A 24546-nucleotide genomic window follows, 5' to 3' on the forward strand; every position below is an offset into this window, starting at 1 on the left:
TAATGAAAAAACACACACTTGCTATAGGAATAGTTGCCGTATTAGGAATTGCATATGTAGGTACGTCATGGTACACAGGCAACATGATCGAAAATAATATCGATAACCAATTGACACAAATTACAAACAAAATTAATCAAACTCAAGACGATTATACGTTTAACATTATAAAAAGTAATTATGAAAAGAATATCTTCTCAACTAAATTACATTTAACCGTTACAGCGTCACTTCAAAACGCTATAGGTGAAGATGTGCAACCAAAAACCGTATTTGATGATGATGTTACCATTCATCATGGTCCTTTTCCTATTGCCGCGCTCGCCAAAGGGAGTTTTGCGCCACAAATGGCTTGGTTAGAATACGAAATGAGTCAACAGAATAATCCGACACTTTGGAAACTAGCTGGCAATCAGCCCTTTATTACAGGGCATGCAGGTGTAAGTTATGGCGAATATATCACCGTAAAATTAGCAAGTAAAGCGATAAAAGTTACCCAAAATGAAGTTCCATTCTTTCCAAGAATTGATAGTGCATTAGAACTTGGTGAAGGCAATTACACCTTTGGTAGTTATGCTACTGGCTCTGACATATCAACTAAAATTGAAATCGATAAAATATTATTAACCTACCCTGCATCATTTAATTCAAAACCAGTTTCGGTTTTTATTAATAAATTCGTTATGGACGAAAAAAATGTCCTAAATGACGTCACCAATACTGTTGATGGATCATTTTCAAGTAGTGTTGGCTCAATTATTTATGGTCAACAAAATTTGGGCAATGGCTCGATAGATATTGACTTTAAGGGAATTGATAAGCATCTATTTACCAATCAATTGGGAATAGGTTATCCTGACTCAGATGATACCAACCAAAAACACTCCATTAATTTTTCACTAAACAAATTAAATTGGCACAATCCTGCTGGTGATATTAATCTTAACATAATGTTTGATATGTCCGATATTGATACTACAGCTATGGATGAGGCTGATTATGACAAAATCAACACATTAAAATTAAAACTTGAAGCACCATTTGACGTATTAGCTCATATGTCAGCACAAATCGAAAACCCTAACTCTAACGATGTCACACCAGAACAAATTGCTAAAGCAAATCAAAACCTACAAATGATGTCTGCATTTTTTATGAGTAGCTCTCAATTTTTGACTTCAAGCAATGGTAAAACCAATGGTATCTATTCTGATATAAGCCTAACCAAAGATAGTGATGAAGTTAACGTAAATGGTAAAAAAGTAACAAAAGAAGAATTCTTTGAACAATTATAATTAGCTAATTTATTATTCAAACTAACCTATTTAGTTCCGCCACTAATTTTGGCGGAATTTTATTATTTTTAACTTAAGCAAAAAAATTTATGAATACAAATTCATCATCCACAACCGAAAACCAATTTAAACGAACAATGAAAACCCGTCATTTAATTATGTTGTCACTGGGTGGCGTTATTGGTACAGGTTTATTTTTTAATACTGGTTATATTATTGCTACTGCTGGAGCTATTGGCGCTATTATTGCTTATTTAATTGGTGCACTAGTTGTTTATTTAGTGATGCTGTGCCTAGGCGAACTGGCTGTTGCTATGCCTGAAACAGGTGCATTTCACACTTATGCTTCTCGCTTTATTAGTCCTGGCACTGGTTATACCGTTGCTTGGCTGTATTGGTTAACTTGGACAGTGGCACTTGGTTCAAGTCTAACCGCAGCTGGATTATGTATGAAGTATTGGTTCCCTACTGTTTCGGTCTGGATTTGGTGTTTAATTTTTTGTATCGTAATCTTTGCATTAAACATTATAACCGCTCAATTCTTTGCCGAAAGTGAATTTTGGTTTTCAATCATTAAAGTCATCACTATTATTATTTTTATTGTTGCTGGAGCTGCTGCTATCTTTGGTTTTGTTCCTATGAAAAATGACATGCCAGCACCTTTTTTACACAATATTACCGATAATGGCTGGTTTCCTAATGGTATAACACCAATTATCATGACGATGGTTTCAGTTAATTTTGCCTTTTCTGGTACCGAGTTAATTGGTATTGCTGCGGGCGAAACTCATAATCCCGAAAAATCGATTCCACTGGCCATTAAAACAACAATTTTAAGATTGATTCTCTTTTTTATTGGAACAATTATAGTGTTAGCCGCTCTACTACCTATGGATCAAGCTGGCGTTATTACTAGTCCATTTGTAATGGTATTTGAAAATATCGGTATTCCATATGCTGCTGATATATTTAATTTTGTCATTTTAACTGCTATTTTATCAGCCGCTAATTCAGGACTTTATGCCTCTGGGCGTATGATGTGGTCGTTGTCTAATCAAGGTACACTACCAAAGTGCTTTGCTAAATTAACCAATAAAGGTATTCCAATGATCGCTATTGCAGTAAGTATGCTTGGTGGATTGTTAGCGTTATTTTCAAGCGTGATAGCTCCTGATACTGTATTTGTAGCATTAACCGCTATTTCTGGTTTCGCCGTGGTAGCAGTTTGGTTAAGTATTTGCGCTTCACATTACTTTTTTAGAAAGCAACTATCAGAAACTCAAAAAAACACCTTAAAATATAAAGCACCATTTTACCCTTTTGTGCCAATTTTAGGGTTTATTTTGTGCTTGATTGCTTGCATTGGTTTAGCATTCGATCCAGAACAACGCATTGCGCTTTATTGCGGTATTCCTTTTGTAATTGTCTGTTTTATTGCGCATCACTTTACCCAATCTTATCAAAAACGAGCAGTAAAAGATGACAAGTTATAATCCAATTTGTGCACTATTCAAACAAAAAAATTACATTATTATTGATGGTGCGCTAGCAAGCGAACTACAACGCCGTGGATGCGATCTTAATGATAGTCTATGGTCGGCAAAAGTATTAATTGAAAAACCCGAACTGATCTATCAAGTTCATTATGACTATTTTAAAGCTGGCGCCGATTGCGCTATCACCACCAGCTATCAAGCCACACCAGTAGGGTTTGAAAAAAAAGGAATTACTTTTGATGAATCTATCAAATTAATAAAAAAAAGCGTTGAACTTGCACAGCAAGCTAAACAGCAGTATTTGAATGAAACAAAGCAAAATAAAACGTTACTGATTGCTGGGTCAGTTGGTCCCTATGGAGCATATCTTGCTAATGGGTCAGAATATACTGGCGACTATCAACTAACTGAAGCTGAATTTATTGATTTTCACCGTGACCGCATTCAAGCCTTGATAGATGCCCAAGTTGATATACTTGCTTGTGAAACGTTACCTTCTTTTGCTGAAATTAAAGCGTTAGTTAAATTGATACAGCAGTTTCCAACTATCAATACATGGTTTTCATTTACATTAAAAGATGCCCTGCATCTTAGCGACGGTACACCATTATTACAAGTAATAGATTATTTAAACAACTTCGAGCAAATTGTAAGCCTTGGTATTAACTGCATTGCGTTAGAAAGTGTTACTCCAGCATTAGAAGTGCTAAATAAGCTTACAACCAAACCATTAATTGTTTATCCAAATTCAGGTGAACAATATGATCCAATAACAAAACAGTGGCACAAGAACCATCAACATGATTGCACCTTCAAAAATCAACTACCAACCTGGACAAAATTAGGTGCAAAATTAATTGGCGGTTGCTGCCAAACAACACCGAATGAGATTAAAGAGATTGTGAGATTATTAAAGGATTATTAATTTTATTGTGATTGGATTTTGAGCATGAAGATCTATTACTGTAGTTTTGCCATAATATATAAAGCAGTTTCAAATCCAATCAACGCAACATAACCAAAACATGACAAGTTGATTTTTAATTTTTATTTATTAAATTAACGTCCAGAATTTCTGTAAATAAATTTGTAGTACGATGAAAGCTACTGAATAAATGGTTATAAAATTTAATTAGCTTGGTTACAAATCACAATTAAAAGTGGAACAAGTGAGTAAAATAGGTTTAGTAGATTTTACTATATTCACAAATTAACTTTCTCTTTAAATAAAATTTAATGATACTCACTTAATTTTAATAGATTTCACTAGTAACTATTTTATACAACTTATTTGCACATAATCAGAATATTCATGATAAGTTAAATACCACTAATTATTGATTTATTATTTTCATTATAAATGCAATAAAAAATTTCATCACTTTCAGAATGAGTAGAACGAAAAAATAAATGACAAAAAAGAATACAAAAATATAACCCCACAGAATAAAAAATATAAAGGAGTCGGCTAGCAGATAGTCTGTATTTGTAAATAAATAGGTTGCATTATCAAAATCTTCTATAGTCAAATAATTGATACGGACTAAAAATATGCCCAATCCAATGATCAATATAATAGCAAATACAAATAATAAAAATTTAATCGTTAACGATTTAAATGAAGTTGATTTATTATCTTTAGGACCAAATAGTATCATTTTCGCTGATTTAACAAACATGGTAATTAAAAAAAAATAGGTAGCAAATTAATGCCAATATCATCACCATACCAGCACTGCCAGCTTGTTCACAATCATCAGCTCGCATATAAAATATGCAAAATACCAAAAATACCCCATAACTAATTAATAACTCTTTAATCAATCTCCTATCTTTTACATAATCTTTAATTATTTCAATCATTCCCAATAACTTCTTATAATTAAATAAATTTATATCTACCTAAGTAGAACTAATGTTAATAATAATTTTATTCATTTCAAATTCAATTTAATAAGCTGATGAATGATGCATTATGATCTATTTAATTTCAATTATTATTTAATATAAATTTTTTATTGTTATTTTGACCAAACTTACTAAGTTAGTAACAAATTTTAGATGTTAATTGATATATTGGTTTCGAATGGTGGCCCCTACTACCTCCATACAAATTACAAATGATATTATTAATCAATATATTATATTAAACTCACCTTTTAACGTATAACATAACGTATAACATCAATCTATGTTAGTCGATTCCTACCTAAGGAATCATTTCAACATTACCAATTGAAGAGTTAAAAGAAAAACTTCTTTTTTTCAATTTTATAACACTAACAACACTAATAAAATTAATGATTAATAATCAACACGTTAACCAAGTGTTATTATAGTGTTGTATGTTGTTAATGACATGGTAATATAAAGTTACTATCACATAACATTAGAGGAATAACTATGGAAAAAAAACAACGTGAAAGCCTTAAAGAATTTCTAATTAATAGTGAAAGTTTTTGTGAAAGCTATTTAGCTATATTAAATAGTTCTATGCCATGCATACTAATAACAGGGTTTATTTTTTTAAGCATGAAGAAAGGTACTTCATTATATGGTTTTGATTGGATAGTACCAATTTACCTTTTAATTTTTCCTTGGGTTATTTGGTTAATTCCGACCTATATGAAGATAAAAAAGCTTGGATTGAAAAATAAAAAAATGATTTTAGCTCTTATAGTTATATATGTTTTAATGATGATACTATTCACTGTAATGCCCTTTACAAAAGATTAGTTATAACTCAATCCCTTTAAAATTATCTAACGCTTGTTGTTGTTCGTCGGATAGATTGATATCTACCTCACCATATTCAAGCAAGTAAGTGCCGAATGACATTAGGAAAGCAACCGCAGGATCTATCTTGTTGGCTGCTTTCTTTTTATTGGGTTTAATATTTGCATTAGCATCAGTTTCCATAACCACATTACCTACCGCCCAAGAGAGAACAGGATCGCCATTGTGCCTAATGCGTTTACGGCTAATAAATACTTCTGCTGTTTTTGAAGTTGGGCTGTATCGTGCATAGGTTTGAGGGAATGGCTCAACATCTAAGCCGATATTTTGTAATTGCGTGCGTAATTGTGTGGCGTTCCAAACATCAAAACCAATTAACTTAATATTAAATTGTTCGCTGTCTTTTAAAATATCATCTCTAATCTGGTCATAATCGATACAATCGCCTTTCGTTACCCTAATCCAACCCTGATCAACCCATTTACGGTATATTTCTCTGTTTTTGTTAGCTACGTTAGTAAGCTGAAATTCAGGAATATAATGCCTTGTTAATAGTCTTACCTCTGTTTCAAACGGAAACGAATAACAGACACTAGTAATATCACTAGTAGATGATAAATCTAATCCAGCATAGCAATCTAAGCCTTTTAAATCATCTTCTGAGTAATCAGCCTTACACGCAATCCAGCTACCAGTATTTACCCAAGGAGTTGCACCATTACACCAAATATTAAAGCGTTTTGTGAGCATTTCAACCCACTGCGAGGGTATGCCTCTGGCTTTCTTAATGGTGTCCTCTAAGGCAACCCTATCGACGGAGATGTCAAGATTGGGATTGGCTTTTATCCATAAATTAGGGTTGTCGATTTCGCTCTCATCGTCCAGTTCGTAAATAAGCACAAATTGCGATTCGTTAACCTCGTCACCTGCTAAAATCTGGCAACAATAATCATAATGCTGTTTACAGGCTGATATTGTGTTACTGCCTGCGGTAGTGATGGCAAATAAAATCCCCTCAGGTCTTGCGCCCATACCTAACTCAAGAGCTGAATATACGCCATTATCAGGGTGTAGATGATATTCATCCACAATGGATAAGCTAGGGTTAGTCCCCTCAATAGTAGCAGCCTTTGACGCCAAAGGACGTAATAGACTATTTTGCTTAGGATTGATGATTTTATGCTGTTGAATGGTGACCCTTTTCTTTATTGGCTTGCTTAATATGGCCATCTGTCTTGCATCATCAAACACAATTCGGGCTTGGTCACGGCTAACGGCTGCGGTATAGATATCTTGTTGCCCTTTTTCCATCACTAAGAACCAGTTAGCCAATATTGCCGCTGTTGTTGATTTGGCGTTTTTTCTCGGTACTTGTACATAGGCACTGCGATACTTTCGGAGTCCTGTTTTAATGTGCTTAAATCCTAGCAGATTAGCAAATAAAAATTGTTGCCACGGTTCAAGCTCGATGGCTTTACTTCGCAGGTGACCTTTAACATGTGGACATACTTTTGAAAATGAAACGAATTTAGTTACTACTTCACTATCAAAAGAGTAATTTGGATTTTCCAAATCAATAAAATAGCGATTTACTGCTTGTTTTAGGCGTTTACAAGCAGGAATATCCCCATTTTTAACCGATAACGCGTAATTATGCCAAGCGGTCAAGCTCGTCTTCCTCTTCAACTTCTACGGGATTTTTGCGACGACTAACAGGGTCGAAGCCCAGTAATGAAGCCATTTTAATCATAATTTTTTCAGCTTCTGACTTTGCACTTAATGCAGGGTTACGGCTTTCTGTACCTTGTGAGTTAACGATTGAAAACCCACGCGTTGCAATGTCTTCCATTGCTTTACGATACATTGAGTAATTAACGCAATATAGCTCTAAGTTGGTCCAATCGGCTGGTTGAATGTCATCACGCTGTGCTAAGTGATCGGCTCTAAGTTTCCATTGTTCTTTGGCTAATTTATCTAAATATTTTGGTGCTTTCATCTTATTATTTTTCCTCTACTTTCTAAAAAATCACTGTGCATAAAAATTTGAGGAGGGGGGCGGTCTTTTAGCTTTTTGAATTTCTTTGAACATTCCCCCCTACCCACTCATCATATCTGAGGACTGCTATCAGTTGTCTTTATTATGAAGATGACCCAAATCCTCGTTTATCGATTACTCTTGTCTTATAGCTATGACAATCACGGCATAATGGTTGATGATTACTTGCTTGCCAAAAGAGAGGGTCACTTTGTCCATTCTCAACAGGTTTGATATGGTCTATCACAGTAGCAGGAGTGAGTAATCCTTTATCATTACACATTTTGCATAGTGGGTTGTGCCTAAGGTACTCAGCTCGATATATTTGCCATCGATGATTATAGCCTCGTTGTGCTGCTGTTCCTCGTGCTTTATCTTGCTGTTTATCTCTTCTATGCTCATTACATCGTCCTGATTTAACACGGTTACGACAATTAGGATATGAACATCTCTTTAATGGTTGTATTGGCATCATTCACCTAATAGATAGCTGGGTCACGGTAGATACTCCACAATGAAGAAATAGCTAACGGCACTTCGCTTACGGTGTTAGTACTAACCATTTCTCGGTTCTGATATAGATGAGCTATATACATAAGACAACCTGCTTTGATTGCTGGCGTGAATTCCTGTATATCAAATGATTTTCCTATATGCTTTTGACAAACTTCAAGAGCAGCATCTATATAGATTTGAAGTAAGCTATCTTCTAAGGTGTCACTGTCATCAATACGGCAATGTAACTTAACTTCTTGTAAGGTAATATTAGCCATCGTTTAAACCAGCCTCACATAACAATTCTAAATAAGTTCTTTTTGCGTCAGGTAATACAGCTTTAATATTTAAATATTGTGAGCCAGCTATCAGGTACTTAATCCGCCAAGTGGTATCAATATCCTTACGGTAGCGAATATAAACCCTTATAGTGGTACCGCTCATCTCTTGCTGTGATAACATAAGCTCTTTACCCGTTACCGCTTTAACCTCAGCCCATACGTTTGCAATATCTACCCAGTTTTGAATTACTTGACCAAAATCATCACGACTAGATTGATATTTTTGTAAAGTTATTCTGCTTCTTAATCGTCCTGCTTTCATGTAGCTGGCTCCGTCTTAACTTCAACAGTTTGCTTCCATGCCTGACTAAATTCTTCGCCTCCCTCATAAGGAGGTAATCCCTCTTTTAGTCGTGCTTCATTAGGATTCATTACCCCTGATTTAATCGCAATGTTATAACTATTAAAGCGATCTATAGGGCTAGTACGCATCAGATCGGATGTATCAAATTCAATTAAGTAACGGCTTTTATCTTGACTAACATCAATCATCAAGGCATCTTTTAATTGTTGTTCAAAGTTAGTTAGCCATGGTCTTAGCGTTAATGTTAAAAATGAGCGTGTAGCTTCTGAAAAGTTACTGTATGAGCTATGGGAATATTCTTGTATAAACATCGGGCTAATGTTAAAAATACGTGCAATATCTTCAATAGTAAACCGCCTGCTTTGCAACCACTCAGCATCTTGATTACTCATGCCTAATTGCTCGTATTTCATACCGCCCTCAAGGATAGGCGTTTTCCCTGCATTTTTTGCCCCTTTATAACGCTCTAATGCGTTTAGGGCTTTTTTGCCTTTTGCGTCGTCCATCCATTCAGCCATAGAAACATAACCACTAGCCATTAAGCCATTTTTCATGACAGATGAGCCATGGCGTTGCTGCGCTAGCCCCAATCCTATTGCTTCACGGCAAATAGTTACAGGGGAACGCCCAATAAAGCCATCATCACTCGCATAACGTAAATGTAATACTTCATCTTGTAAGTAATTTGTGACATTACCATCCTCATCAACAATGGAGTAAGCATAACGTCCATTACCTAATCTTTTTGGCGTAACAGCATAAGGTGGAAAGCTTTCAAGCCCACTAGGTCGCCCATCATTACCCCAATGAATGACCGCATAAGCATTACCACCTAATAAACAGTGGCGCATCATCGTGCGTTTAAACTGGTAAGGTGTCTGTTTGGTGTTTGGCATCTCATTTAGCAAATATTCAACAGGGTGGCTTGATATGCGTTCACGTTCGCCTTTTTTGTTAAGCTTGTAGAGATAACACGGCATTGAGGCAACGGCTTCACTGATTACCGTGACCGCATTCATTACTGCAGGCAATGCTTCGGCAGAACTCGGCGATACATATTCACCTGAATTGGTATTAGGCAAGCCAAGGTAAGAGATTAACTCGTCAACCGTCATGCTTCGTTGCTCTTTCTTCTTTCGGCTAAATAATCCCATGTTTATAACAACTCCATAAGGTCAAGCCATGCTTTACTTAAATCAGGCTGTAATTTTGTTTTAGCTTCAAGCATCGAGCGTTTAGCAATTTGGATATCACTTTCTTGGTAGGCGGGTATACTAGTAACCGTTATCTCAAATAATTCTGCTTCGCTGACAGTTCTTAAACAAGGCTCTTGATTAAAATCCCATGATTCTTTAGTAGCCATAAATCCAAACGACATGCCTCGAATGTCACCACGTTCAACACTGACAAGTAAATCACGCCCCAATTGGGTATCGGGTGGTGTAAGTTCAAATCTTAGCCCAATATCATCTTCATTAAGAATTAGAGTATTAGAGGTGGTACGCCCTAGCAAAGATTTAGGATCATGCTCAAATAAAGCACGAATATCAGGATTATTATTCAGCGATTGACTAAAGGCTTTCGGTGCGAACTGCTCGTAAAATTCACCCCAAATTAATTGTGACCGGCTGTTCCATTTCACTACATAACCAACAAGCTTAGTATCGTCTCGTGTTATCTCAGTGCTTCTAATTTCATATTTTTTCTTATCCATATCAACCTCAAAGGGGCATATAGCCCCTGTTATTATTTGCCTGCTGATAGTTCTAAGATTTTGATAGCATTAGAATCCACCAAGCCACCACCTAAATACTTATCGGTATGAACTTTGTAAAATCCTGGTTCTGTGATGTTGTCGGGTCTGGTTCTTACTCCAGTTTCATGATCAACAATATAGTAACCCCGTTTAAAGTCACCCACCGCAACAACGGCACCCGTATCATTCATATTTTCTAAATAATGAACAGGTTTACCTAACAGCATATCAGGATCGCCTGCTTTTAAACCATCACGCCAAATATAATCACCATTACCATTTTTGAGTTTTTGTAATGTAGCAGCAGTATTTGAATTCATCACCCATACTGCATTTTTACGGTATTTCTTTTTAAGTTTAAAAAGTAGATCAATTAAACTATCTGCCGTGATTGTGGTAGTTGTCATCTTTTCCAGTGTGCCAAATGGACGCACTTTATCGGCTTGTGCTGCTTGCGGATAAGCAAGGAAGCCTTTAGCTTTCTTAGTACCACTACCATTAATTAAGTCTAATTCTTCGGTTTCGACAAACGTATCTTTGATTTCATCAGTTAACCAACTTAAAACATCCAAATCGCTAAAATCTAAAATTTCTTGGGTAGTTTTAGGATAAGCATAGATTGGATAAAGTTTAATTGAAACTTCTTCAAGTTTTGCCGTAGCGGTTTCCGTTCTAGCTATTCCCTCTTCGCCATGATTAACAACAGCGCCACCAACTGATACCAGCTTTTTATACTCATTTGAACCAATTTTTTTAACGGTACAAATTGCGCGCATTTCAGACTCATCCGATAACTGGCGCATGATTTCTTTATCTAACTCAGGAATAACCGTATAACCACCATCAGCAGGTACACCAGTCGATAACGAACGGCTTTCCCCCGTGCGGATATAGTTGCGTAACTCTTCATTAGTGAGTTTTTTATCGACGGGCTTACCTTTATCCGCAAGGCTACGCTCTTCATTGGCTAAGGTTTCATAGTTAGTAATATCTGTATTGAGTTGCTCGACATCAGCCTTAATGGTATCAAATTGTGTTTTTTCCTCAGGGGTCATACTGCGGTTTTCTTGCTCTGCTTTGTCAAGCATTGAGCGCATTTCGGCTACTTTGGCCGCTTTTAATTGACGTAATTCAATCAGTTTTTTCATATCTATATTTACCTGTATTAATAAATTATTTGCAGCGAGATATGAAAGGCTTTGAAAGTTGATAGTGGTTAAACTATAGAAGGTGCTGCGCTTTGGTTTTAGACTGCCATATCTGCGCTAATTCGTGGTTATTCTATTAACCCAAATAGCAGTCTAACAAAACAAAATAATATTGTTAATTCAATGAATTAGATAAAATCCACCTGAAAGCATGAAAACAAAATTATTTTATTTGTATTAGCCAATAATCAATTCTATTTGGTATATCACTAACAATTCTCTTCATTTCGCCACTAGGTTTGGCGTTACTTTTTAGGCTATCTAATAAATAAAAATAAACATCATCTAAAGCGGGGAAAATAAAATATTCCTCTAATTCAGTTAATTCATTATTAGTTCGTTTCTTATCCAAAATTTTGCGCTGGTTTTGCACATACATTTTTAGATTGCTAAATTCGTTTGTTATTTGATTTATTTTAATAGGATCATGCAACATTTCATCTAATGCAATCGCCATAATTTTAGTATCAATTAGTCTTTTCATTTTGTTACCTTTTATTATAGTTAATATTATTTTCTTCTAACGCAGCATCAGGGAACCAGTCATTACACTTATCATAATCAAGGTGTAAGTTAGTCCTGCGTCCCTCGCTATGCCTTGCTCTTATAATGACTTCTACATCATATTCTTTCATGGCTGATGGTAAAGCATTAACAAAGTTTCGAAGCGATAATGGATTTTTCAAGTTATTATTTTCGATAAAAGTAATATAGGCATGATACAAAAACCGCTTAAACTGTATGGGTGTCGAGTATTTACCTATCATCATTCCATCGGGTTTATCTGTAGCAAAAAGATAACTACAAAAATCAATCAGTGGGTTAGTTAATCGTTTCACTTCGATAGCCTCCGATGATTTTTGCTGTTTAATTAGTAATGATTTAGCCTTGCTATCATCCTTAAAATAGTTAAAGAGATGCCGAATAATAACGGATAACTCTGCGCTAATTTTATCTTTAAGGTTAGGATCTCTTTCGTTAGCAGGGACAGGCTCGCCAAAGTGAAAAATAACCCTGCGCCGTGAGATACCGCCATCATCATTACTAAATGTCATTGGGTTATTGTTAATCGCTAATATAACCCCCTGTATCTTAGTTGAATAAGGTTTCTTGTATTTTTCATCTATTGCCACCTCATCACCTCCAGTAATCGCCTTGATACCGTTACCCTCACCGATATATTTGGCTTGGTCAGGTAAGATGATTAATGATTGCCCAACAATAAGCGACCTTTCTCTTGGTTTTTCTAAGGCTTCCATATTTGCCGATACCGTATTATTCTTGCCTGCTAGCATGGTAGCAATCTCAGCAAAAACACTTTTACCGCTACCGCCTGCGCCTGTAACCTCTAAGAATAATTGCCAGTCATAACGATTGGCTAAAATCATATATAGCGCAGCTTTTATCGCGTCCATTTTGATTTTATCTTTTTTAGCTGAGCGTGATAACCACTGATAAAAATGTGGTGCATGACGTTCCAAGTTTTCATTAGATACGCTATCAACATAATCAACATTATTAATTGATTGTAACCAATGGCTTTTAGAATGAGGCTTAAACGCACGAGCTTGTAAATCAAAAACGCCATTTTTAAACCCGATTAAATTTCTAGCTTGTTCACCTTTTAACGGTATCTGTAGCTTCATGGTATCAATGGTTGATTTAACCCCTTTTTCTGAATAATGCGCTTTTGCTTGCCTGAATAACTGAACTAACGCACGCTTTAGGTCCATTTCAGAAATCATCTGCCAAACATTATCCTTATATTGATAGACTTCATTAGTAAGCATATCTAAAGCAAGATTATTGTCATAGTGCTCTATAAGTACATCTGCTTTCTGGCTGGCTTGCATTTGCGATAAGTCAGGAACGGGATTATGGGCATTTTTAGTAATGCTAAGACCTTGGCTTTTACCTTGTAAATCATATTCAGCTTTTTTGATATTGTTGTCAAATACCGCTGTAGTTTTATTCATGCCATGTTGTTGCCTATAATCATCCCAATCACATTTATAATCTGTATCAGGAACGGAGTAATAACCATTTACCGCTTGAGCTGCTTCTATTGCTTTAGCTAAGCCCGTATTTGGGCTTTGACCAATATCGTTATCACCTGCAATAATGATTTTAGCGGTAGGGTTTAACTCACGAATGTCTTTAGCTACATGAATAAGATTACCTGCGTCAATAGCGGATATAACAATAGACTGTTGGCGGAATTCCGTTATCGATATCCCTGTGGCTAACCCCTCACAGATAATAATTTCATTATGTGCGAGCAAATTTGCGCACACCTCGGCAGGTCTGCTCAACATTGAGCTGACTAAAATAAAAGCCCCTTTTTTGCTCGAGCCTTTCATTAAGTGCTTACTGCCGTCTAGCTCAATAAATTGACCGCCTGCGTATTCATTATGAAGATTCAGCATAGGCGCAAAAATGCGCCCGTTATCTAACAAGGGCAAATCAAAGGTTAATCCTTTCTTGGTCAGGTAATCTGATTGCCCTAATGTTGCTTTAGATAGCAAATACTCGACCTTTTTACATACGGGATTATCTGGTATGTTATCGTTATGTAATTGTTCGGAATCTAATTTTTTAAATGCGAGATTTTCCCGTATTTGGTTATTCTGATTAGACAGATTTAAACATTCCGCTACTTTATTTGATGCTTCTTTAGCGTCACATTGATAATAGTTTTTGATAAGCTCTAAGCCGTCACCACTACCACACTGGTTACAGATGTAAGTACCTCTACCATTTTGATTATCAAATCTAAATCTATCCTTACCCCCACAAACAGGGCAGGGGCAATGCTTGCCATTACCCACCTCAATACCTAATGATTGGAAGATAAAATCCCACTTGCCTATAGCTTGAGCTGTAATTTCATTGATTTTCATATTTTTAGCCCTTAATTTGTGTCATGTATCGCCTAACTTCGGGCGGTAGTCGCTTGGTGACATCAGCGAGTAAGTTAGGGATTTCAGCCTTGCCAAAAGAAAGTAGTGCTACATATTTGCCATTTTTAAGCCTTAATGCGGTAATAGTGCCGTCATCGTTATGGACAAAATCAAACTCTTTCATTCTTTGCCTCCTTGCGCTCGGTTTCGCTTCTAAATAGCTTTTTAGAATCGTTAATTAAGTCTGATACAGCATCAAGGGCGTAGGCGCGTAACTCATCATTAATTGGCGTGTTTGAATCACAATCAGTCATTAAAAGCGTGGTGATAGCGTTAGCTTGTCCTAGTTTTGTATTGATAGTATTTATTGCGTCCAGTGAGATATTAGCCATTGTTTTTCTCCTCCATTAACCCGTACTCTTGTAACTCATCAAAAGCTTGCTCTACTAAATCAACGATAACCCACAGTAAATTACTCATATCGGCTTGTTCGATAAAAGGCTCGTCATATCCTGCGCACTTATAGTTAGTATTATCTAAGGCAATTTTAGCCATGCTCCGAACTTGAATAAGTTTAGATTCAACATTACAAATTAACTGATCATTATTCATGGCTGTAACCTCCAAAGCTTCTAGCTTGATCAATAACTGAATGTAAGCGAATTCTGGCAATAAAGATAAGGGATGATTTGCCTAGGCTCTTGCGTGCTTGGCGTTCGGTTGTTGCCGTTGTTTGGACTACTTGAGCCGTTGATAGGTCATAGAATTTATATAGTTTGGGTTGTCTTGCGCATAGGTGTACGCTATCATAGCGGTTAGCCATAATCATTACCTCGTTTAATGTTATTGTGGTTAGATCCCTCGATAGTGCTGGTAACACTTCGGGGGATTGCTTTTTATGGTACTCACCCTTATAATGGTGCATACCAACAGTATTTAATTTATCATAAAGGTATGCACCAATGCAAGAAAAAAAAGATAAGAAAAAAACAGATCGTTCTAACAGTACAAGAAAAATTATAAGGTTCGAAGATGATCTACTTGAACAAATTAACCAACAAGCCAAGAAAGATGGTGAATCTTTTTCTGGTTGGGTCAAAACTGCTTGTAAAATGAGATTGAATAAATAATTAAAATCCTTTCGAACGCTTCCGAAATCTACCCAATTTTTTAGCTCTGCGTTATTATAAGAACGTGCTTTAAATGCGTGACGCTTTGGCACAATCTCAATGCATCTAATTATATCTACTGTCATTGAAAATTCCTTATTAATTGATTTTAATGTTTGAATAAAGGCAACTGTAACAGGTTGCCTTTTTTTATTACCGAACATGAGTAATCCCACCGTTGGGACTAATTAAATTAGCAAGAGCATTAAACCGTCTACTCACTTCTCTAATTGCTTCTGTCGGTGAATCGATTTCTTTAAATACGGATGTTTCAATCTGTTGTAAACAAATCAACATACCTAATTGAACTTCATCAGCATTTTGTCGCTCACCAGTAGATAAACCAATCATTTTATTTTCAGCTCTAGCAAGGTTTATATAGTGATGTTTTTCTACTCCTTGCATGGTTGATAATGAATCTCGGCTTTCATGGTAATAGGCTAATGATTCACGTTTTACGGCTTCACGCTTACGACTAGCAGCAAAGGCTTTGGTTACATCTAATTTAAATCTAACAATATCTTTATGATTCTTACCTCTGATTAACCGAGATATAAAATCAAATTGAATTTCATTTAGTAATACATATTTACTTTTACTTGCACCCGTTCGGTGTTTGCACGTTTCGATTTGAAATGGAAGCGTGCCTAATTCCCGAAGCTCACTTTTATTTTTATTAACTAAAGACATCAAACTCAAATGTTTAATTCCCATTTTTTCAGCTACCAAACGGCTATCAATACGAACCTCTTTAGATTGAACTAATTCAATATCACCTTGCTTAATAATCATCTTAGTAGCTCCCATTAGCAAACCCTCGGCGTTTAGTCGGTTGATTTATCTTTGCTACTGCTGGAGGGTTGTCTATCCAGTGAAGTAATTCCACTAATGACCAACCGCAAGAATTAGCTCCTAACGATTTTCTTAATGGATATTTACCTTCTTTCTCAAGTTGCCAAGCAGTAGAACGGGCGATACTTGTAATTTTGTATCGTTCATTTTCACGAACAAGACGATCATATTGGATACCGTATTTATCCCTAATTGCTTTGTGTTGTTCTGGAGTGATTGAATATGACATTGAAAGCCCCTTACTGTACTCGGTTGCTTTCTAAATAGGTTTTAACTTCGGCCATATCGTAAACTACTCGACGCTTGCCAACTTTAATACCTTTGGGGAAATTTGGATCGTAGCGTAATGTATTCTTAGCACAACCTAAGATTAAGGCTAGTTCATCTAAGGAATAGAATTTAGGAGTTGTATTTAATTGCATTTTTTTCCTCGTATAGTTCGTTAATGTTTAACTAATGAGGTAATTATGAAGTTTATAAAAATTTAATTTCAGGGGTGGGGATAGGTGGGATTTCCCACCCCCCTATTAAAAGCTAAGTTTTACGCCTGTTTCTGGATTAATTAAATCAAAATCATCTACTGGTTTATTCCCGTGTTTATTTGTGCCTTTTAGCTCTTCTGCTGTTTTTATATCGGTGTCTTTAAACCAATCTTTCATTATTGTGCTATAGGCTTTACCTGAAATATCAGCTATTTTAGATGCAAGTTTTGATTTAGAAATATGAATATTTTGTTGTAAATAATAGCGTTGAGTATATATGGCAACATTAATCCAATATCTTGGATCTTTGGATAACTCACGCCCTGATGATTCAATAAATCTAGCAATATCTTTACGCATAACGAATAGGTCAGTTAAAGAGACTTTCAGTCCATCAATTGAACATGCTTCATTAATAATAACAATATCTTTTGTTTTGGGATGATGCAAATGGCAGTACCCTGCTGTTATTAATCCGTTTGTTTCTCGTTCATTAACAAAATCAGGGGATATGATATAAATAGCATCTTGAACAAATCTTGTTGATTTCATTGGAGAAATAATAAAAGCACCATATCCCTTACCCTTGACACTGACACAATTATCTTTTTCACGCTGAACTCTAACGCCATACAATTGAGTAATATCATCATTGTAAAAATGCGTTCCATATTGGAAAAATTTTTTTCCTAAACCACCATAATCACATAGATAATTAATAACTATTTTTTCCCCTTGGAGTATATAATAAAAATTAATTTGCTCTGATAACCAACAATCAACCAGATCATCAGTTGTACAACATAATTCTTTACATGCCCGTTCTAAATTTATATATGGCCTTTTTGGTAATAATGCCATTGCTTCCCCTCAAACAATAACCCTAATGAGAAAGTTACGCCAATTCGTTAGGGTTACGAATGTTCGGTAGCTATCCTAGGCGTAACTAATTTAATCTATTGAATATGTTTGAACTCAATTATATCAACACTGTATAAAAAAACACTACTTTTTAAACAAAACCTTTTAGGGATATTACCCCATTAGGGGATCATTGCTAGCCAAAGGAAAGGGTTACAATTAGGAAACATCACACAGTTAGGATCAAACTTAATAACATGCTTTTATGTTATATATGTTATTATTATCTTTTAATAACACTTAAAAAAATATATATAAATCAATTATATTATGTTATTAGTGTTGTTAGTGTTATTAAATATATATAAAGTAATTCTTATATAAAATGGGAAATAAAAAACCAGTCTGATTGACTGGCTTAATATATGACTATGGCAAAACTAATCATTAACGGTTTTCAAAGCATTACTCCCCGATAATGAAACATTTCCTTGGCTAGCTTGCTCTACAAAGTTGCCCCACCAATTCATTAATTCACGGCGTTGCTCAAGATAATTTGCTCGGTTATAAATCCGTCTAACTTCGTTCTTATCAGCGTGAGCCAAAGAAGCCTCTATCAAGTCAGGATTAAAGCCTTGTTCATTTAATGCTGTGCTTGCTAATGACCTTAAACCATGAGAAACGAGACGACCACCAAAGCCCATCCGTTTAATGGCCATATTGACGGTTTGACTGCTCATAGGTTTATTAATAGAACCTTTCATACTTGGGAATACAAATTCTTTATGACTAGTTATAGGTAGCATGATTTCCAGTATTTTTATAGCTTGAGGGGGTAAAGGAATAATATGATCTCGCTTCATTTTCATTTTGCTAGCTGGAATGGTCCAAATTCTTTGCTTTATATCTATTTCTTCCCATAAGGCACCTACTGCCTCACTTGGTCTTGTAATAGTTAATAATTGCCACTCTATTAAGCATCTGGTTTGTAGTTCTATATTAGCCAAAGATAGGGCTTGCATAAATTCAGGTAATTCACTAGGTCGAATACTTGCCATATTTGTAGGTGTTGGGCTTTCAAATACTTTACCAACTTTACTTAATTTATTAGATTCAATTAATTCATAATTAACAGCATAATCCATTATCTTATTAACTCGCCTTATTACCCGTTTTATCATATCGAATTTTTTAGCTGCTTTTAATGGTGCTAATATATTAATAAATAGTGTCGGAGTGATATCCGTAATCAGTGTATTACCAATATAGGGGAAAACATGATTTTCTAGTGACTGCCAGCTTTTTTTGATTGTCTCATCTTTATAACCTTGTGACTTCTCTAATATAAGCCAATCATCGGCCACACTTTTTAGCGTTCGTCCCTTATTATTATCAATTAGTTCTTTTTCTAATGGATCTCTATTTTGTCTAATCAAATCTCTTGACTCATTACGAAGAGTCCTAGCATCAACTAAACTAACTTGAGGATAATGGCCAAAACTAATTAATGCTCTTTTTTTCGTTGATGGGCGAATATAATTAAAACGCCATATTTTAGAACCCGTCTTTTTAATCAACAAATACAACCCATCGCCATCAGATAAAGTGTAATCCTTTTCTTTTGACTTGGCATTTTTAATTTGGGTATCAGTAAGTGGCTTAACTATTTTCGCCATGTTATACATCTCGATGTTATATTCAAACGTATAACATAATATATAACATAAAAATTTGAATTTAGCTAAATTAAGATGAATCTAGTTGAACTGTGAACTAACGGTAAAGCCTGTTAGATAAAGGTTTTTTGAACGTTTTTAATCTTGCTTGATTCTTGCGATGGTGGCCCCTACTGGACTTGAACCAGTGACCAATCGATTATGAGTCGACTGCTCTGACCAACTGAGCTAAGGGGCCATTTGGATGTGCTACTTAGTTAGTAGGGTTGCGATTATAATAGAGTTAAATCGAATTTGCTATAGTTAATTAATAAAATAGGTCGGTTTGATTATTTATTGTCCTGTGATTTGTTGGATTTTATACAAGTTTAATTACTGATATTTTTTGTTTAATTAAACTGCTACAATAATTTAGTTTATTATTGATTGTTGTTTTATTGGTTGAGGAAATATTATGTCTATAAAAAAATTATTATTTATTAGTGTTGCGATGGTTGCGACTTTGCTTTTAGGTGCTTGTAGTAGTTCTAACTATCAAACTACTTCTGCCGGTAGTCAAGTTCAGTTTATTGATACTAAACCAGCTGCTTCTTGTCAGTTATTAGGTAAAGCAGAGGGGCGTCGTAGTAGTTTTTTTTCTGGTCTTAAAACACATAGTGAGCTTATTCGTGATGCGGCTTCTGACCTGATGAATAAAGCTGCTGCAATGGGTGGTAATGTGATTTATAATGCACAGGATACTTCAATGCAATATATTTCTGATATTGCACCAACAGATGCGGTTATGGTTGGTGAGGTTTATAGCTGTAAATAATGCTGATTAAATGAAAAAGGGAAGTTTTTCCTTCCCTTTTTGCTGATAGTAATGACTTGTAATATTTTGAGTTAATTTAGCTATTTTGTTTTTCAAATCGCTGCATAAAATCAATTAAATAATTAACGCCTTCTTGATCCATAGCATTATAAATTGATGCTCGCATGCCTCCTGCAATTCGGTGACCTTTAATGCCAATAATGTTAGCTTGAGTTGCTTCGCTTACAAATTTTTTATCCAACTCTTCATTTGGTGATAAAAAAGTAATATTCATAATTGACCGATTAGCTACTGCAACATTATTTCGATAAAAATTAGATTGGTCGATGAATTGATATAGTGATTGTGCTTTAGCTTGGTTTCGTTGCTGCATTGCTTTTAATCCACCAAGACTTTTTATCCATTTAAACACTAGCCCCGACAAATACCATGCAAATGTAGGTGGAGTGTTAAACATTGAATCGTTGTCCATTAAGATTTTGTAATCTAGTACTGATGGTAACATTTTTTTTGCATGGCCAATTAGATCTTCTCGCACAATGATAATGGTAATACCTGATGGACCAATATTTTTTTGAGCACCCGCATAAATTATGCCATATCGGTTTATGTCAATAGGTTGCGATAATATACACGATGATAAGTCAGCTACAACGGTTTTATCACCAAAGTTGGGTTCTTCAAAGATTTGAACGCCATCAATTGTTTCGTTTGGACAATAGTGTACATAGGCAGCATTATCATTTAATTGCCATTCTAACATAGGTTTAACAGCCGTTAGTCCGTTTTGTTTGATAACAACATTTTGTTCATTCACTTGGCAATATTTGCTGGCTTCTTTGATTGCACATTGGCTCCAATAACCACTGTTAATATAGTCGGCATTGGTTTTATTTCCTAAAATATTTAATGGAACTGCAGCAAATTGTGCTCTGGCTCCACCTTGGCAATAAAGAATTTTGTAATTGTTTGGAACGTTTAAGATTTCTCGTAGGTCGTTGGTGGCCTCAATAGCACAGGCGTCAAAATCTTTACCTCTATGGCTTAATTCCATGACTGATGCGCCTGTATTATGCCAATTTAATAATTCAGTTTGAACTTGTTTTAATACTTCAGCAGGCAATTTTGCTGGACCTGCACTAAAATTATAACTTTTTCTCATTATACTTCACTTTAATCCATTCAAAAAAAGAATTCTATTTTTACACTGTATAAACAGATATACAATCAGATTTTTGTTAAAAAGTCTCTGGTAACTATGTGTTTCAGTATAAAAATACCGGCTAACGCCAGTATAGTTGTATTAGATTAATATAGCCGTTTATAAAAGTTGTTGCTTGGCAACTTCAATCGCTGATTTTACCTGTTGTGGTGAAACTCCACCTTTGGCACAGCGTTTAGCTAGGCATGATTCTAGCGATAATATTGGATAAACATCATTATCAATAACTGGGCTAAATTTTTGTAGTTCTTCAAGCGAAAGTTCTTCGAGCGCTTTTTGCTTTGCAATAGCATCAACAACTGCTTCGCCAACAATGTGGTGAGCTTCACGGAAAGGTATGCCTTTGGCAACTAAATAATCAGCCAGTTCAGTTGCATTAGAATAACCTTGTTTGGCAGCTTCTTGGCAATTTGTGTAGTTAATTTTAATATCCTCTAGTACTAGTGTTGCCATATCTAAGCATTCTTGCCAAGTATCAAGTGCATCAAATAGGTGCTCTTTGTCTTCTTGTAAATCTTTATTATAAGCAAGCGGTAAACCTTTGAAGGTCATTAAGGCACCTGTTAATGCACCCGCAACCCGCCCTACTTTACCACGAATCAGTTCTAATGCATCTGGATTCTTTTTTTGTGGCATGAGTGAAGATCCTGAAGTCACTCGATCTGATAGTTCAACAAAATTGGCTTCACCACTATTAAAAATAATAAGATCTTCAGCAAAACGCGATAGGTGTATCATACCTATTGAGGCATTATTTAATAGTTCAAGAATGTGATCACGATCAGATACCGAATCCAAACTATTATTAGTTGCTTGAGCAAATCCTAACCAATGCGCTAATTGTTCACGATCCATTGGATAGGCAGTTCCGGCTAATGCACCTGAGCCTAATGGACTAACATCTAAACGTTGCAATGTATCTTCTAAACGGCTGACATCACGACTTAGCATTTCAAAATAAGCCAAGCACCAATGCGCAAATGTAATTGGTTGAGCTCGTTGCAAGTGGGTGTAACCAGGCATAATGGCTTTTTGGTGCTGTTCAGCGTTTGTAACTAGTAATTGGCGTAAGTGATTTATCGTATTAATTAAATGAGGAATTTGGTCTTTACACCATAATTTTAAGTCGGTTGTTGATTGGTCATTACGGCTTCGTCCTGTGTGTAATTTTTTACCTAAGTCGCCAATTTTTTCAATCAGTTTTTGTTCAACCCAACTGTGTATGTCTTCGGCATCACTTTGTAAAATTTGGTTAGGATCTTGTTTAACCAATAGCAACAATTCATTTAAGGCTTTTTCTAATTTTTTTTGTTCATCATAAGATATAACGTTAACCGTTACCAATGCTTTTGACCAAGCAATTGAGCCAATGATATCTTGCTCTGCAAGACGATAATCAAAGCGTAATGAATCATTAAAATGCTTAAATCGTTGATCTGCTTCTTGGCTAAAACGCCCACCCCATAATGCCATAATTACCTCAATATTATCTTAAATAAATGTTATCTTAATGATTAGCTGTACAATTTCAATTTTCGTTTTATATATTTATTTTTATAATAAAATTAAATTTAATCAAGAACAATATATACAGGACGTTGCCTGTATATATTTATTATTATCACTAGTATATTTGCAAATTGGCGTTTACTTTTTCGCTTTTTTGGCAGTTTGTTTTTGCTGTTCCTCATTTAAAGCACGTATACGTGATGATAATGAGAATAGACGAATGAATCCTCCTGCATGGCTATGATCATAAACTTCATCTTCACCAAATGTAGCAAATTCTTCATTATATAGGCTATTTGGTGATTTCTTTTGCACGGCAGTTGCATTACCTTTATAAAGTTTAACCACTACTTCACCCGTCATGTCTTGTGCCAAAACTTCAGCCGCAGCTTGAATTGATCGACGATATGGAGCAAACCAGCGCCCATCATAAACAACATAAGCCATTTCAATACCTAGCTGTTCACGCCATTTAAAGCTGTCACGGTCTAATATTAATTGTTCTAAACCACGTAATGCTGTCATCATTATTGTGCCGCCAGGCGTTTCATAACAACCACGCGATTTGATACCGACTAAGCGATTTTCAATAATATCAACTCGACCAACACCATGTTTTGCACCAATTTTATTTAATGTTGCAACACAGTTATATGGTGATAATTTTTTCCCATTTACTGAAACCACTTCGCCTTTTTCAATACCAATGGTTACTAATTCTGGTTGGTTTGGAGCATCTTCAGGCGAAACAGTCCAAGCCCAGCAATCTGTATTAGCTTGGTTCCATGTGCTTTCTAACACACCACCTTCAGTGGAGATATGCCATGCGTTTTCGTCACGGCTGTAAATTTTTTCAACGGTTGCAGTTGTTGGAATTTTACGGACTTTTAAATAATCAATTAATGCTTCGCGTGAACGCAGATCCCATTCACGCCAAGGAGCAATCACTTTAAGTTGTGGTGCAAGTGCAGTATAGGTTGTTTCAAAACGCACTTGGTCATTGCCTTTACCTGTCGCTCCGTGACAGAGTGTATCAGCCCCAACTTCTAACGCATATTCAACTTGCGCCTTTGCAATAATTGGACGAGCCATTGAGGTACCAAGATAATAAGTTCCTTCGTATAAGGCTCCTGTTTTTAAGACTGGATATACGTAATCTTTAACAAATTCTTCTCTTAAATCAACAACCTTACAAGCAACTGCACCCGATGCTTTAGCCTTTTTTTCTACATCTTTTAGTTCTTTTGGATCTTGACCTACATTAGCAACAAAGGCATAAACTTCACATCCACCATAATTTTCTTTCAACCAAGGAATAATTGCTGATGTATCCAAACCACCTGAATAAGCCAATACGACCTTTTTTGTTCCACTTTTTTCCATGTTATACCCTTT

At 35.5% G+C, this 24546-nt stretch carries 28 protein-coding genes and 1 tRNA gene; 5 read left to right on the plus strand and 24 right to left on the minus strand.

All coding sequences use genetic code 11. From position 1 onward, the window contains the following. Positions 1–2: 2 nt before the first annotated feature. The 3 genes from A9G31_RS00810 to mmuM all read left to right on the plus strand — a co-directional run bounded on the left by A9G31_RS00810 (position 3) and on the right by mmuM (position 3716). On the plus strand, positions 3–1295 hold the full coding sequence (locus A9G31_RS00810) for a YdgA family protein (RefSeq protein WP_065560001.1): 1293 nt from the start codon (positions 3–5) through the stop codon (positions 1293–1295). An 89-nt stretch (positions 1296–1384) separates the two neighbouring features. After that, the gene (gene mmuP / locus A9G31_RS00815; RefSeq protein ID WP_065560002.1) at positions 1385–2788 is read left to right on the plus strand and encodes an S-methylmethionine permease; all 1404 of its coding nucleotides are present in this window, start codon (positions 1385–1387) and stop codon (positions 2786–2788) included. Further along, the gene (gene mmuM, locus A9G31_RS00820; RefSeq protein WP_065560003.1) at positions 2775–3716 is read left to right on the plus strand and encodes a homocysteine S-methyltransferase; all 942 of its coding nucleotides are present in this window, start codon (positions 2775–2777) and stop codon (positions 3714–3716) included. Before mmuP ends, mmuM begins: the two co-directional genes overlap by 14 nt. A gap of 743 nt (positions 3717–4459) precedes the next feature. Here mmuM and A9G31_RS00830 read toward each other — a convergent pair. After that, positions 4460–4654: a hypothetical protein gene (locus A9G31_RS00830; RefSeq protein WP_065560005.1), complete on the minus strand. Its 195-nt coding sequence runs from the start codon at positions 4652–4654 to the stop codon at positions 4460–4462. 540 nt (positions 4655–5194) lie between these two features. Between A9G31_RS00830 and A9G31_RS00835 the strand changes: the two genes are divergently transcribed. Further along, entirely contained in the window at positions 5195–5527 is a 333-nt protein-coding gene (locus A9G31_RS00835) for a hypothetical protein (RefSeq protein ID WP_065560006.1), read from the plus strand. Here A9G31_RS00835 and A9G31_RS00840 read toward each other — a convergent pair whose 3' ends face one another. From A9G31_RS00840 to A9G31_RS00935, 20 genes are all read right to left on the minus strand, one after another. Beyond that, positions 5528–7195, minus strand: a complete 1668-nt coding sequence (locus tag A9G31_RS00840; RefSeq protein WP_065560007.1) for a terminase large subunit — start codon at positions 7193–7195, stop codon at positions 5528–5530. After that, a complete protein-coding gene (locus A9G31_RS00845) occupies positions 7179–7523 on the minus strand; it encodes a phage terminase small subunit P27 family (RefSeq protein WP_065560008.1) in 345 nt (114 codons plus the stop codon). The genes A9G31_RS00840 and A9G31_RS00845 overlap by 17 nt, the downstream gene beginning before the upstream one ends. Before the next feature lie 142 nt (positions 7524–7665). After that, positions 7666–8034: an HNH endonuclease gene (locus A9G31_RS00850; RefSeq protein WP_065560009.1), complete on the minus strand. Its 369-nt coding sequence runs from the start codon at positions 8032–8034 to the stop codon at positions 7666–7668. A 7-nt stretch (positions 8035–8041) separates the two neighbouring features. Then, entirely contained in the window at positions 8042–8335 is a 294-nt protein-coding gene (locus tag A9G31_RS00855; protein ID WP_065560010.1) for a head-tail connector protein, read from the minus strand. Then, the gene (locus A9G31_RS00860) at positions 8328–8660 is read right to left on the minus strand and encodes a phage head closure protein (protein WP_065560011.1); all 333 of its coding nucleotides are present in this window, start codon (positions 8658–8660) and stop codon (positions 8328–8330) included. The genes A9G31_RS00855 and A9G31_RS00860 overlap by 8 nt, the downstream gene beginning before the upstream one ends. Further along, positions 8657–9856 (minus strand): phage portal protein, encoded by a 1200-nt coding sequence (locus A9G31_RS00865; protein ID WP_065560012.1) that lies wholly within the window; start codon positions 9854–9856, stop codon positions 8657–8659. The genes A9G31_RS00860 and A9G31_RS00865 overlap by 4 nt, the downstream gene beginning before the upstream one ends. Before the next feature lie 2 nt (positions 9857–9858). Continuing rightward, complete coding sequence (locus tag A9G31_RS00870; RefSeq protein WP_065560013.1) at positions 9859–10416, minus strand: HK97 family phage prohead protease; 558 nt, start codon at positions 10414–10416, stop codon at positions 9859–9861. A gap of 32 nt (positions 10417–10448) precedes the next feature. Further along, positions 10449–11606 carry a phage major capsid protein gene (locus A9G31_RS00875; protein WP_065560014.1) on the minus strand — a complete coding sequence of 386 codons (1158 nt, stop codon included), beginning with the start codon at positions 11604–11606 and terminating at the stop codon, positions 10449–10451. A gap of 223 nt (positions 11607–11829) precedes the next feature. Beyond that, complete coding sequence (locus A9G31_RS00880; RefSeq protein WP_065560015.1) at positions 11830–12150, minus strand: hypothetical protein; 321 nt, start codon at positions 12148–12150, stop codon at positions 11830–11832. Between the two features lie 4 nt (positions 12151–12154). After that, positions 12155–14566, minus strand: coding sequence for a phage/plasmid primase, P4 family (locus A9G31_RS00885; protein WP_065560016.1), 2412 nt, complete (start codon positions 14564–14566; stop codon positions 12155–12157). A gap of 4 nt (positions 14567–14570) precedes the next feature. Beyond that, positions 14571–14750, minus strand: coding sequence for a hypothetical protein (locus A9G31_RS00890; protein WP_065560017.1), 180 nt, complete (start codon positions 14748–14750; stop codon positions 14571–14573). Then, on the minus strand, positions 14737–14958 hold the full coding sequence (locus A9G31_RS00895; RefSeq protein WP_065560018.1) for a hypothetical protein: 222 nt from the start codon (positions 14956–14958) through the stop codon (positions 14737–14739). Before A9G31_RS00895 ends, A9G31_RS00890 begins: the two co-directional genes overlap by 14 nt. Continuing rightward, positions 14951–15178: a hypothetical protein gene (locus A9G31_RS00900; protein WP_065560019.1), complete on the minus strand. Its 228-nt coding sequence runs from the start codon at positions 15176–15178 to the stop codon at positions 14951–14953. The genes A9G31_RS00895 and A9G31_RS00900 overlap by 8 nt, the downstream gene beginning before the upstream one ends. Further along, a complete protein-coding gene (locus A9G31_RS12065) occupies positions 15171–15821 on the minus strand; it encodes a host cell division inhibitor Icd-like protein (protein WP_255306919.1) in 651 nt (216 codons plus the stop codon). Before A9G31_RS12065 ends, A9G31_RS00900 begins: the two co-directional genes overlap by 8 nt. A gap of 67 nt (positions 15822–15888) precedes the next feature. Then, positions 15889–16542, minus strand: coding sequence for a Rha family transcriptional regulator (locus tag A9G31_RS00910; protein ID WP_065560021.1), 654 nt, complete (start codon positions 16540–16542; stop codon positions 15889–15891). Next, positions 16529–16816 (minus strand): helix-turn-helix transcriptional regulator, encoded by a 288-nt coding sequence (locus A9G31_RS00915; protein ID WP_065560022.1) that lies wholly within the window; start codon positions 16814–16816, stop codon positions 16529–16531. The genes A9G31_RS00910 and A9G31_RS00915 overlap by 14 nt, the downstream gene beginning before the upstream one ends. Positions 16817–16826: 10 nt before the next feature. Further along, a complete protein-coding gene (locus tag A9G31_RS00920) occupies positions 16827–17009 on the minus strand; it encodes a helix-turn-helix transcriptional regulator (protein ID WP_065560023.1) in 183 nt (60 codons plus the stop codon). A 105-nt stretch (positions 17010–17114) separates the two neighbouring features. Continuing rightward, positions 17115–17930, minus strand: coding sequence for a hypothetical protein (locus A9G31_RS00925; protein ID WP_065560024.1), 816 nt, complete (start codon positions 17928–17930; stop codon positions 17115–17117). Between the two features lie 440 nt (positions 17931–18370). Beyond that, on the minus strand, positions 18371–19606 hold the full coding sequence (locus A9G31_RS00930) for an integrase domain-containing protein (protein ID WP_065560025.1): 1236 nt from the start codon (positions 19604–19606) through the stop codon (positions 18371–18373). A 161-nt stretch (positions 19607–19767) separates the two neighbouring features. Then, positions 19768–19844, minus strand: a tRNA-Ile gene (locus A9G31_RS00935). A 216-nt stretch (positions 19845–20060) separates the two neighbouring features. On the opposite strand from A9G31_RS00935, the gene A9G31_RS00940 reads away from it, so the two are divergent. Continuing rightward, positions 20061–20420: a DUF4156 domain-containing protein gene (locus tag A9G31_RS00940; RefSeq protein WP_065560026.1), complete on the plus strand. Its 360-nt coding sequence runs from the start codon at positions 20061–20063 to the stop codon at positions 20418–20420. Between the two features lie 76 nt (positions 20421–20496). Here A9G31_RS00940 and serC read toward each other — a convergent pair whose 3' ends face one another. From serC to A9G31_RS00955, 3 genes are all read right to left on the minus strand, one after another. After that, positions 20497–21582, minus strand: coding sequence for a 3-phosphoserine/phosphohydroxythreonine transaminase (gene serC / locus A9G31_RS00945; protein ID WP_065560027.1), 1086 nt, complete (start codon positions 21580–21582; stop codon positions 20497–20499). Between the two features lie 159 nt (positions 21583–21741). Beyond that, the gene (argH, locus tag A9G31_RS00950; RefSeq protein ID WP_065560028.1) at positions 21742–23115 is read right to left on the minus strand and encodes an argininosuccinate lyase; all 1374 of its coding nucleotides are present in this window, start codon (positions 23113–23115) and stop codon (positions 21742–21744) included. A gap of 174 nt (positions 23116–23289) precedes the next feature. Then, positions 23290–24534 carry an argininosuccinate synthase gene (locus A9G31_RS00955; protein ID WP_065560029.1) on the minus strand — a complete coding sequence of 415 codons (1245 nt, stop codon included), beginning with the start codon at positions 24532–24534 and terminating at the stop codon, positions 23290–23292. Positions 24535–24546: the final 12 nt, after the last annotated feature.

The sequence above is a fragment of the Gilliamella sp. Gris1-4 genome (assembly GCF_001690335.1).
GTDB classification, from domain to species: domain Bacteria; phylum Pseudomonadota; class Gammaproteobacteria; order Enterobacterales; family Orbaceae; genus Gilliamella; species Gilliamella apicola_P.

Excerpts from the sequence above, each read along its gene's own strand:
- A9G31_RS00855 (WP_065560010.1), bottom strand. The coding sequence starts at position 8,335 with ATGGCTAATATTACCTTACAAGAAGTTAAGTTACATTGCCGTATTGAT.
- A9G31_RS12065 (WP_255306919.1), bottom strand. The coding sequence starts at position 15,821 with ATGACAGTAGATATAATTAGATGCATTGAGATTGTGCCAAAGCGTCAC.
- A9G31_RS00830 (WP_065560005.1), bottom strand. The coding sequence starts at position 4,654 with ATGATTGAAATAATTAAAGATTATGTAAAAGATAGGAGATTGATTAAA.
- A9G31_RS00890 (WP_065560017.1), bottom strand. The coding sequence starts at position 14,750 with ATGAAAGAGTTTGATTTTGTCCATAACGATGACGGCACTATTACCGCA.
- A9G31_RS00895 (WP_065560018.1), bottom strand. The coding sequence starts at position 14,958 with ATGGCTAATATCTCACTGGACGCAATAAATACTATCAATACAAAACTA.
- A9G31_RS00835 (WP_065560006.1), top strand. The coding sequence starts at position 5,195 with ATGGAAAAAAAACAACGTGAAAGCCTTAAAGAATTTCTAATTAATAGT.
- A9G31_RS00930 (WP_065560025.1), bottom strand. The coding sequence starts at position 19,606 with ATGGCGAAAATAGTTAAGCCACTTACTGATACCCAAATTAAAAATGCC.
- A9G31_RS00845 (WP_065560008.1), bottom strand. The coding sequence starts at position 7,523 with ATGAAAGCACCAAAATATTTAGATAAATTAGCCAAAGAACAATGGAAA.
- A9G31_RS00870 (WP_065560013.1), bottom strand. The coding sequence starts at position 10,416 with ATGGATAAGAAAAAATATGAAATTAGAAGCACTGAGATAACACGAGAC.
- serC (WP_065560027.1), bottom strand. The coding sequence starts at position 21,582 with ATGAGAAAAAGTTATAATTTTAGTGCAGGTCCAGCAAAATTGCCTGCT.
- mmuP (WP_065560002.1), top strand. The coding sequence starts at position 1,385 with ATGAATACAAATTCATCATCCACAACCGAAAACCAATTTAAACGAACA.
- mmuM (WP_065560003.1), top strand. The coding sequence starts at position 2,775 with ATGACAAGTTATAATCCAATTTGTGCACTATTCAAACAAAAAAATTAC.
- A9G31_RS00875 (WP_065560014.1), bottom strand. The coding sequence starts at position 11,606 with ATGAAAAAACTGATTGAATTACGTCAATTAAAAGCGGCCAAAGTAGCC.
- A9G31_RS00860 (WP_065560011.1), bottom strand. The coding sequence starts at position 8,660 with ATGAAAGCAGGACGATTAAGAAGCAGAATAACTTTACAAAAATATCAA.
- A9G31_RS00810 (WP_065560001.1), top strand. The coding sequence starts at position 3 with ATGAAAAAACACACACTTGCTATAGGAATAGTTGCCGTATTAGGAATT.
- A9G31_RS00850 (WP_065560009.1), bottom strand. The coding sequence starts at position 8,034 with ATGCCAATACAACCATTAAAGAGATGTTCATATCCTAATTGTCGTAAC.
- A9G31_RS00865 (WP_065560012.1), bottom strand. The coding sequence starts at position 9,856 with ATGGGATTATTTAGCCGAAAGAAGAAAGAGCAACGAAGCATGACGGTT.
- A9G31_RS00885 (WP_065560016.1), bottom strand. The coding sequence starts at position 14,566 with ATGAAAATCAATGAAATTACAGCTCAAGCTATAGGCAAGTGGGATTTT.
- A9G31_RS00910 (WP_065560021.1), bottom strand. The coding sequence starts at position 16,542 with ATGGGAGCTACTAAGATGATTATTAAGCAAGGTGATATTGAATTAGTT.
- A9G31_RS00880 (WP_065560015.1), bottom strand. The coding sequence starts at position 12,150 with ATGAAAAGACTAATTGATACTAAAATTATGGCGATTGCATTAGATGAA.
- A9G31_RS00940 (WP_065560026.1), top strand. The coding sequence starts at position 20,061 with ATGTCTATAAAAAAATTATTATTTATTAGTGTTGCGATGGTTGCGACT.
- argH (WP_065560028.1), bottom strand. The coding sequence starts at position 23,115 with ATGGCATTATGGGGTGGGCGTTTTAGCCAAGAAGCAGATCAACGATTT.
- A9G31_RS00900 (WP_065560019.1), bottom strand. The coding sequence starts at position 15,178 with ATGAATAATGATCAGTTAATTTGTAATGTTGAATCTAAACTTATTCAA.
- A9G31_RS00920 (WP_065560023.1), bottom strand. The coding sequence starts at position 17,009 with ATGCAATTAAATACAACTCCTAAATTCTATTCCTTAGATGAACTAGCC.
- A9G31_RS00955 (WP_065560029.1), bottom strand. The coding sequence starts at position 24,534 with ATGGAAAAAAGTGGAACAAAAAAGGTCGTATTGGCTTATTCAGGTGGT.
- A9G31_RS00915 (WP_065560022.1), bottom strand. The coding sequence starts at position 16,816 with ATGTCATATTCAATCACTCCAGAACAACACAAAGCAATTAGGGATAAA.
- A9G31_RS00925 (WP_065560024.1), bottom strand. The coding sequence starts at position 17,930 with ATGGCATTATTACCAAAAAGGCCATATATAAATTTAGAACGGGCATGT.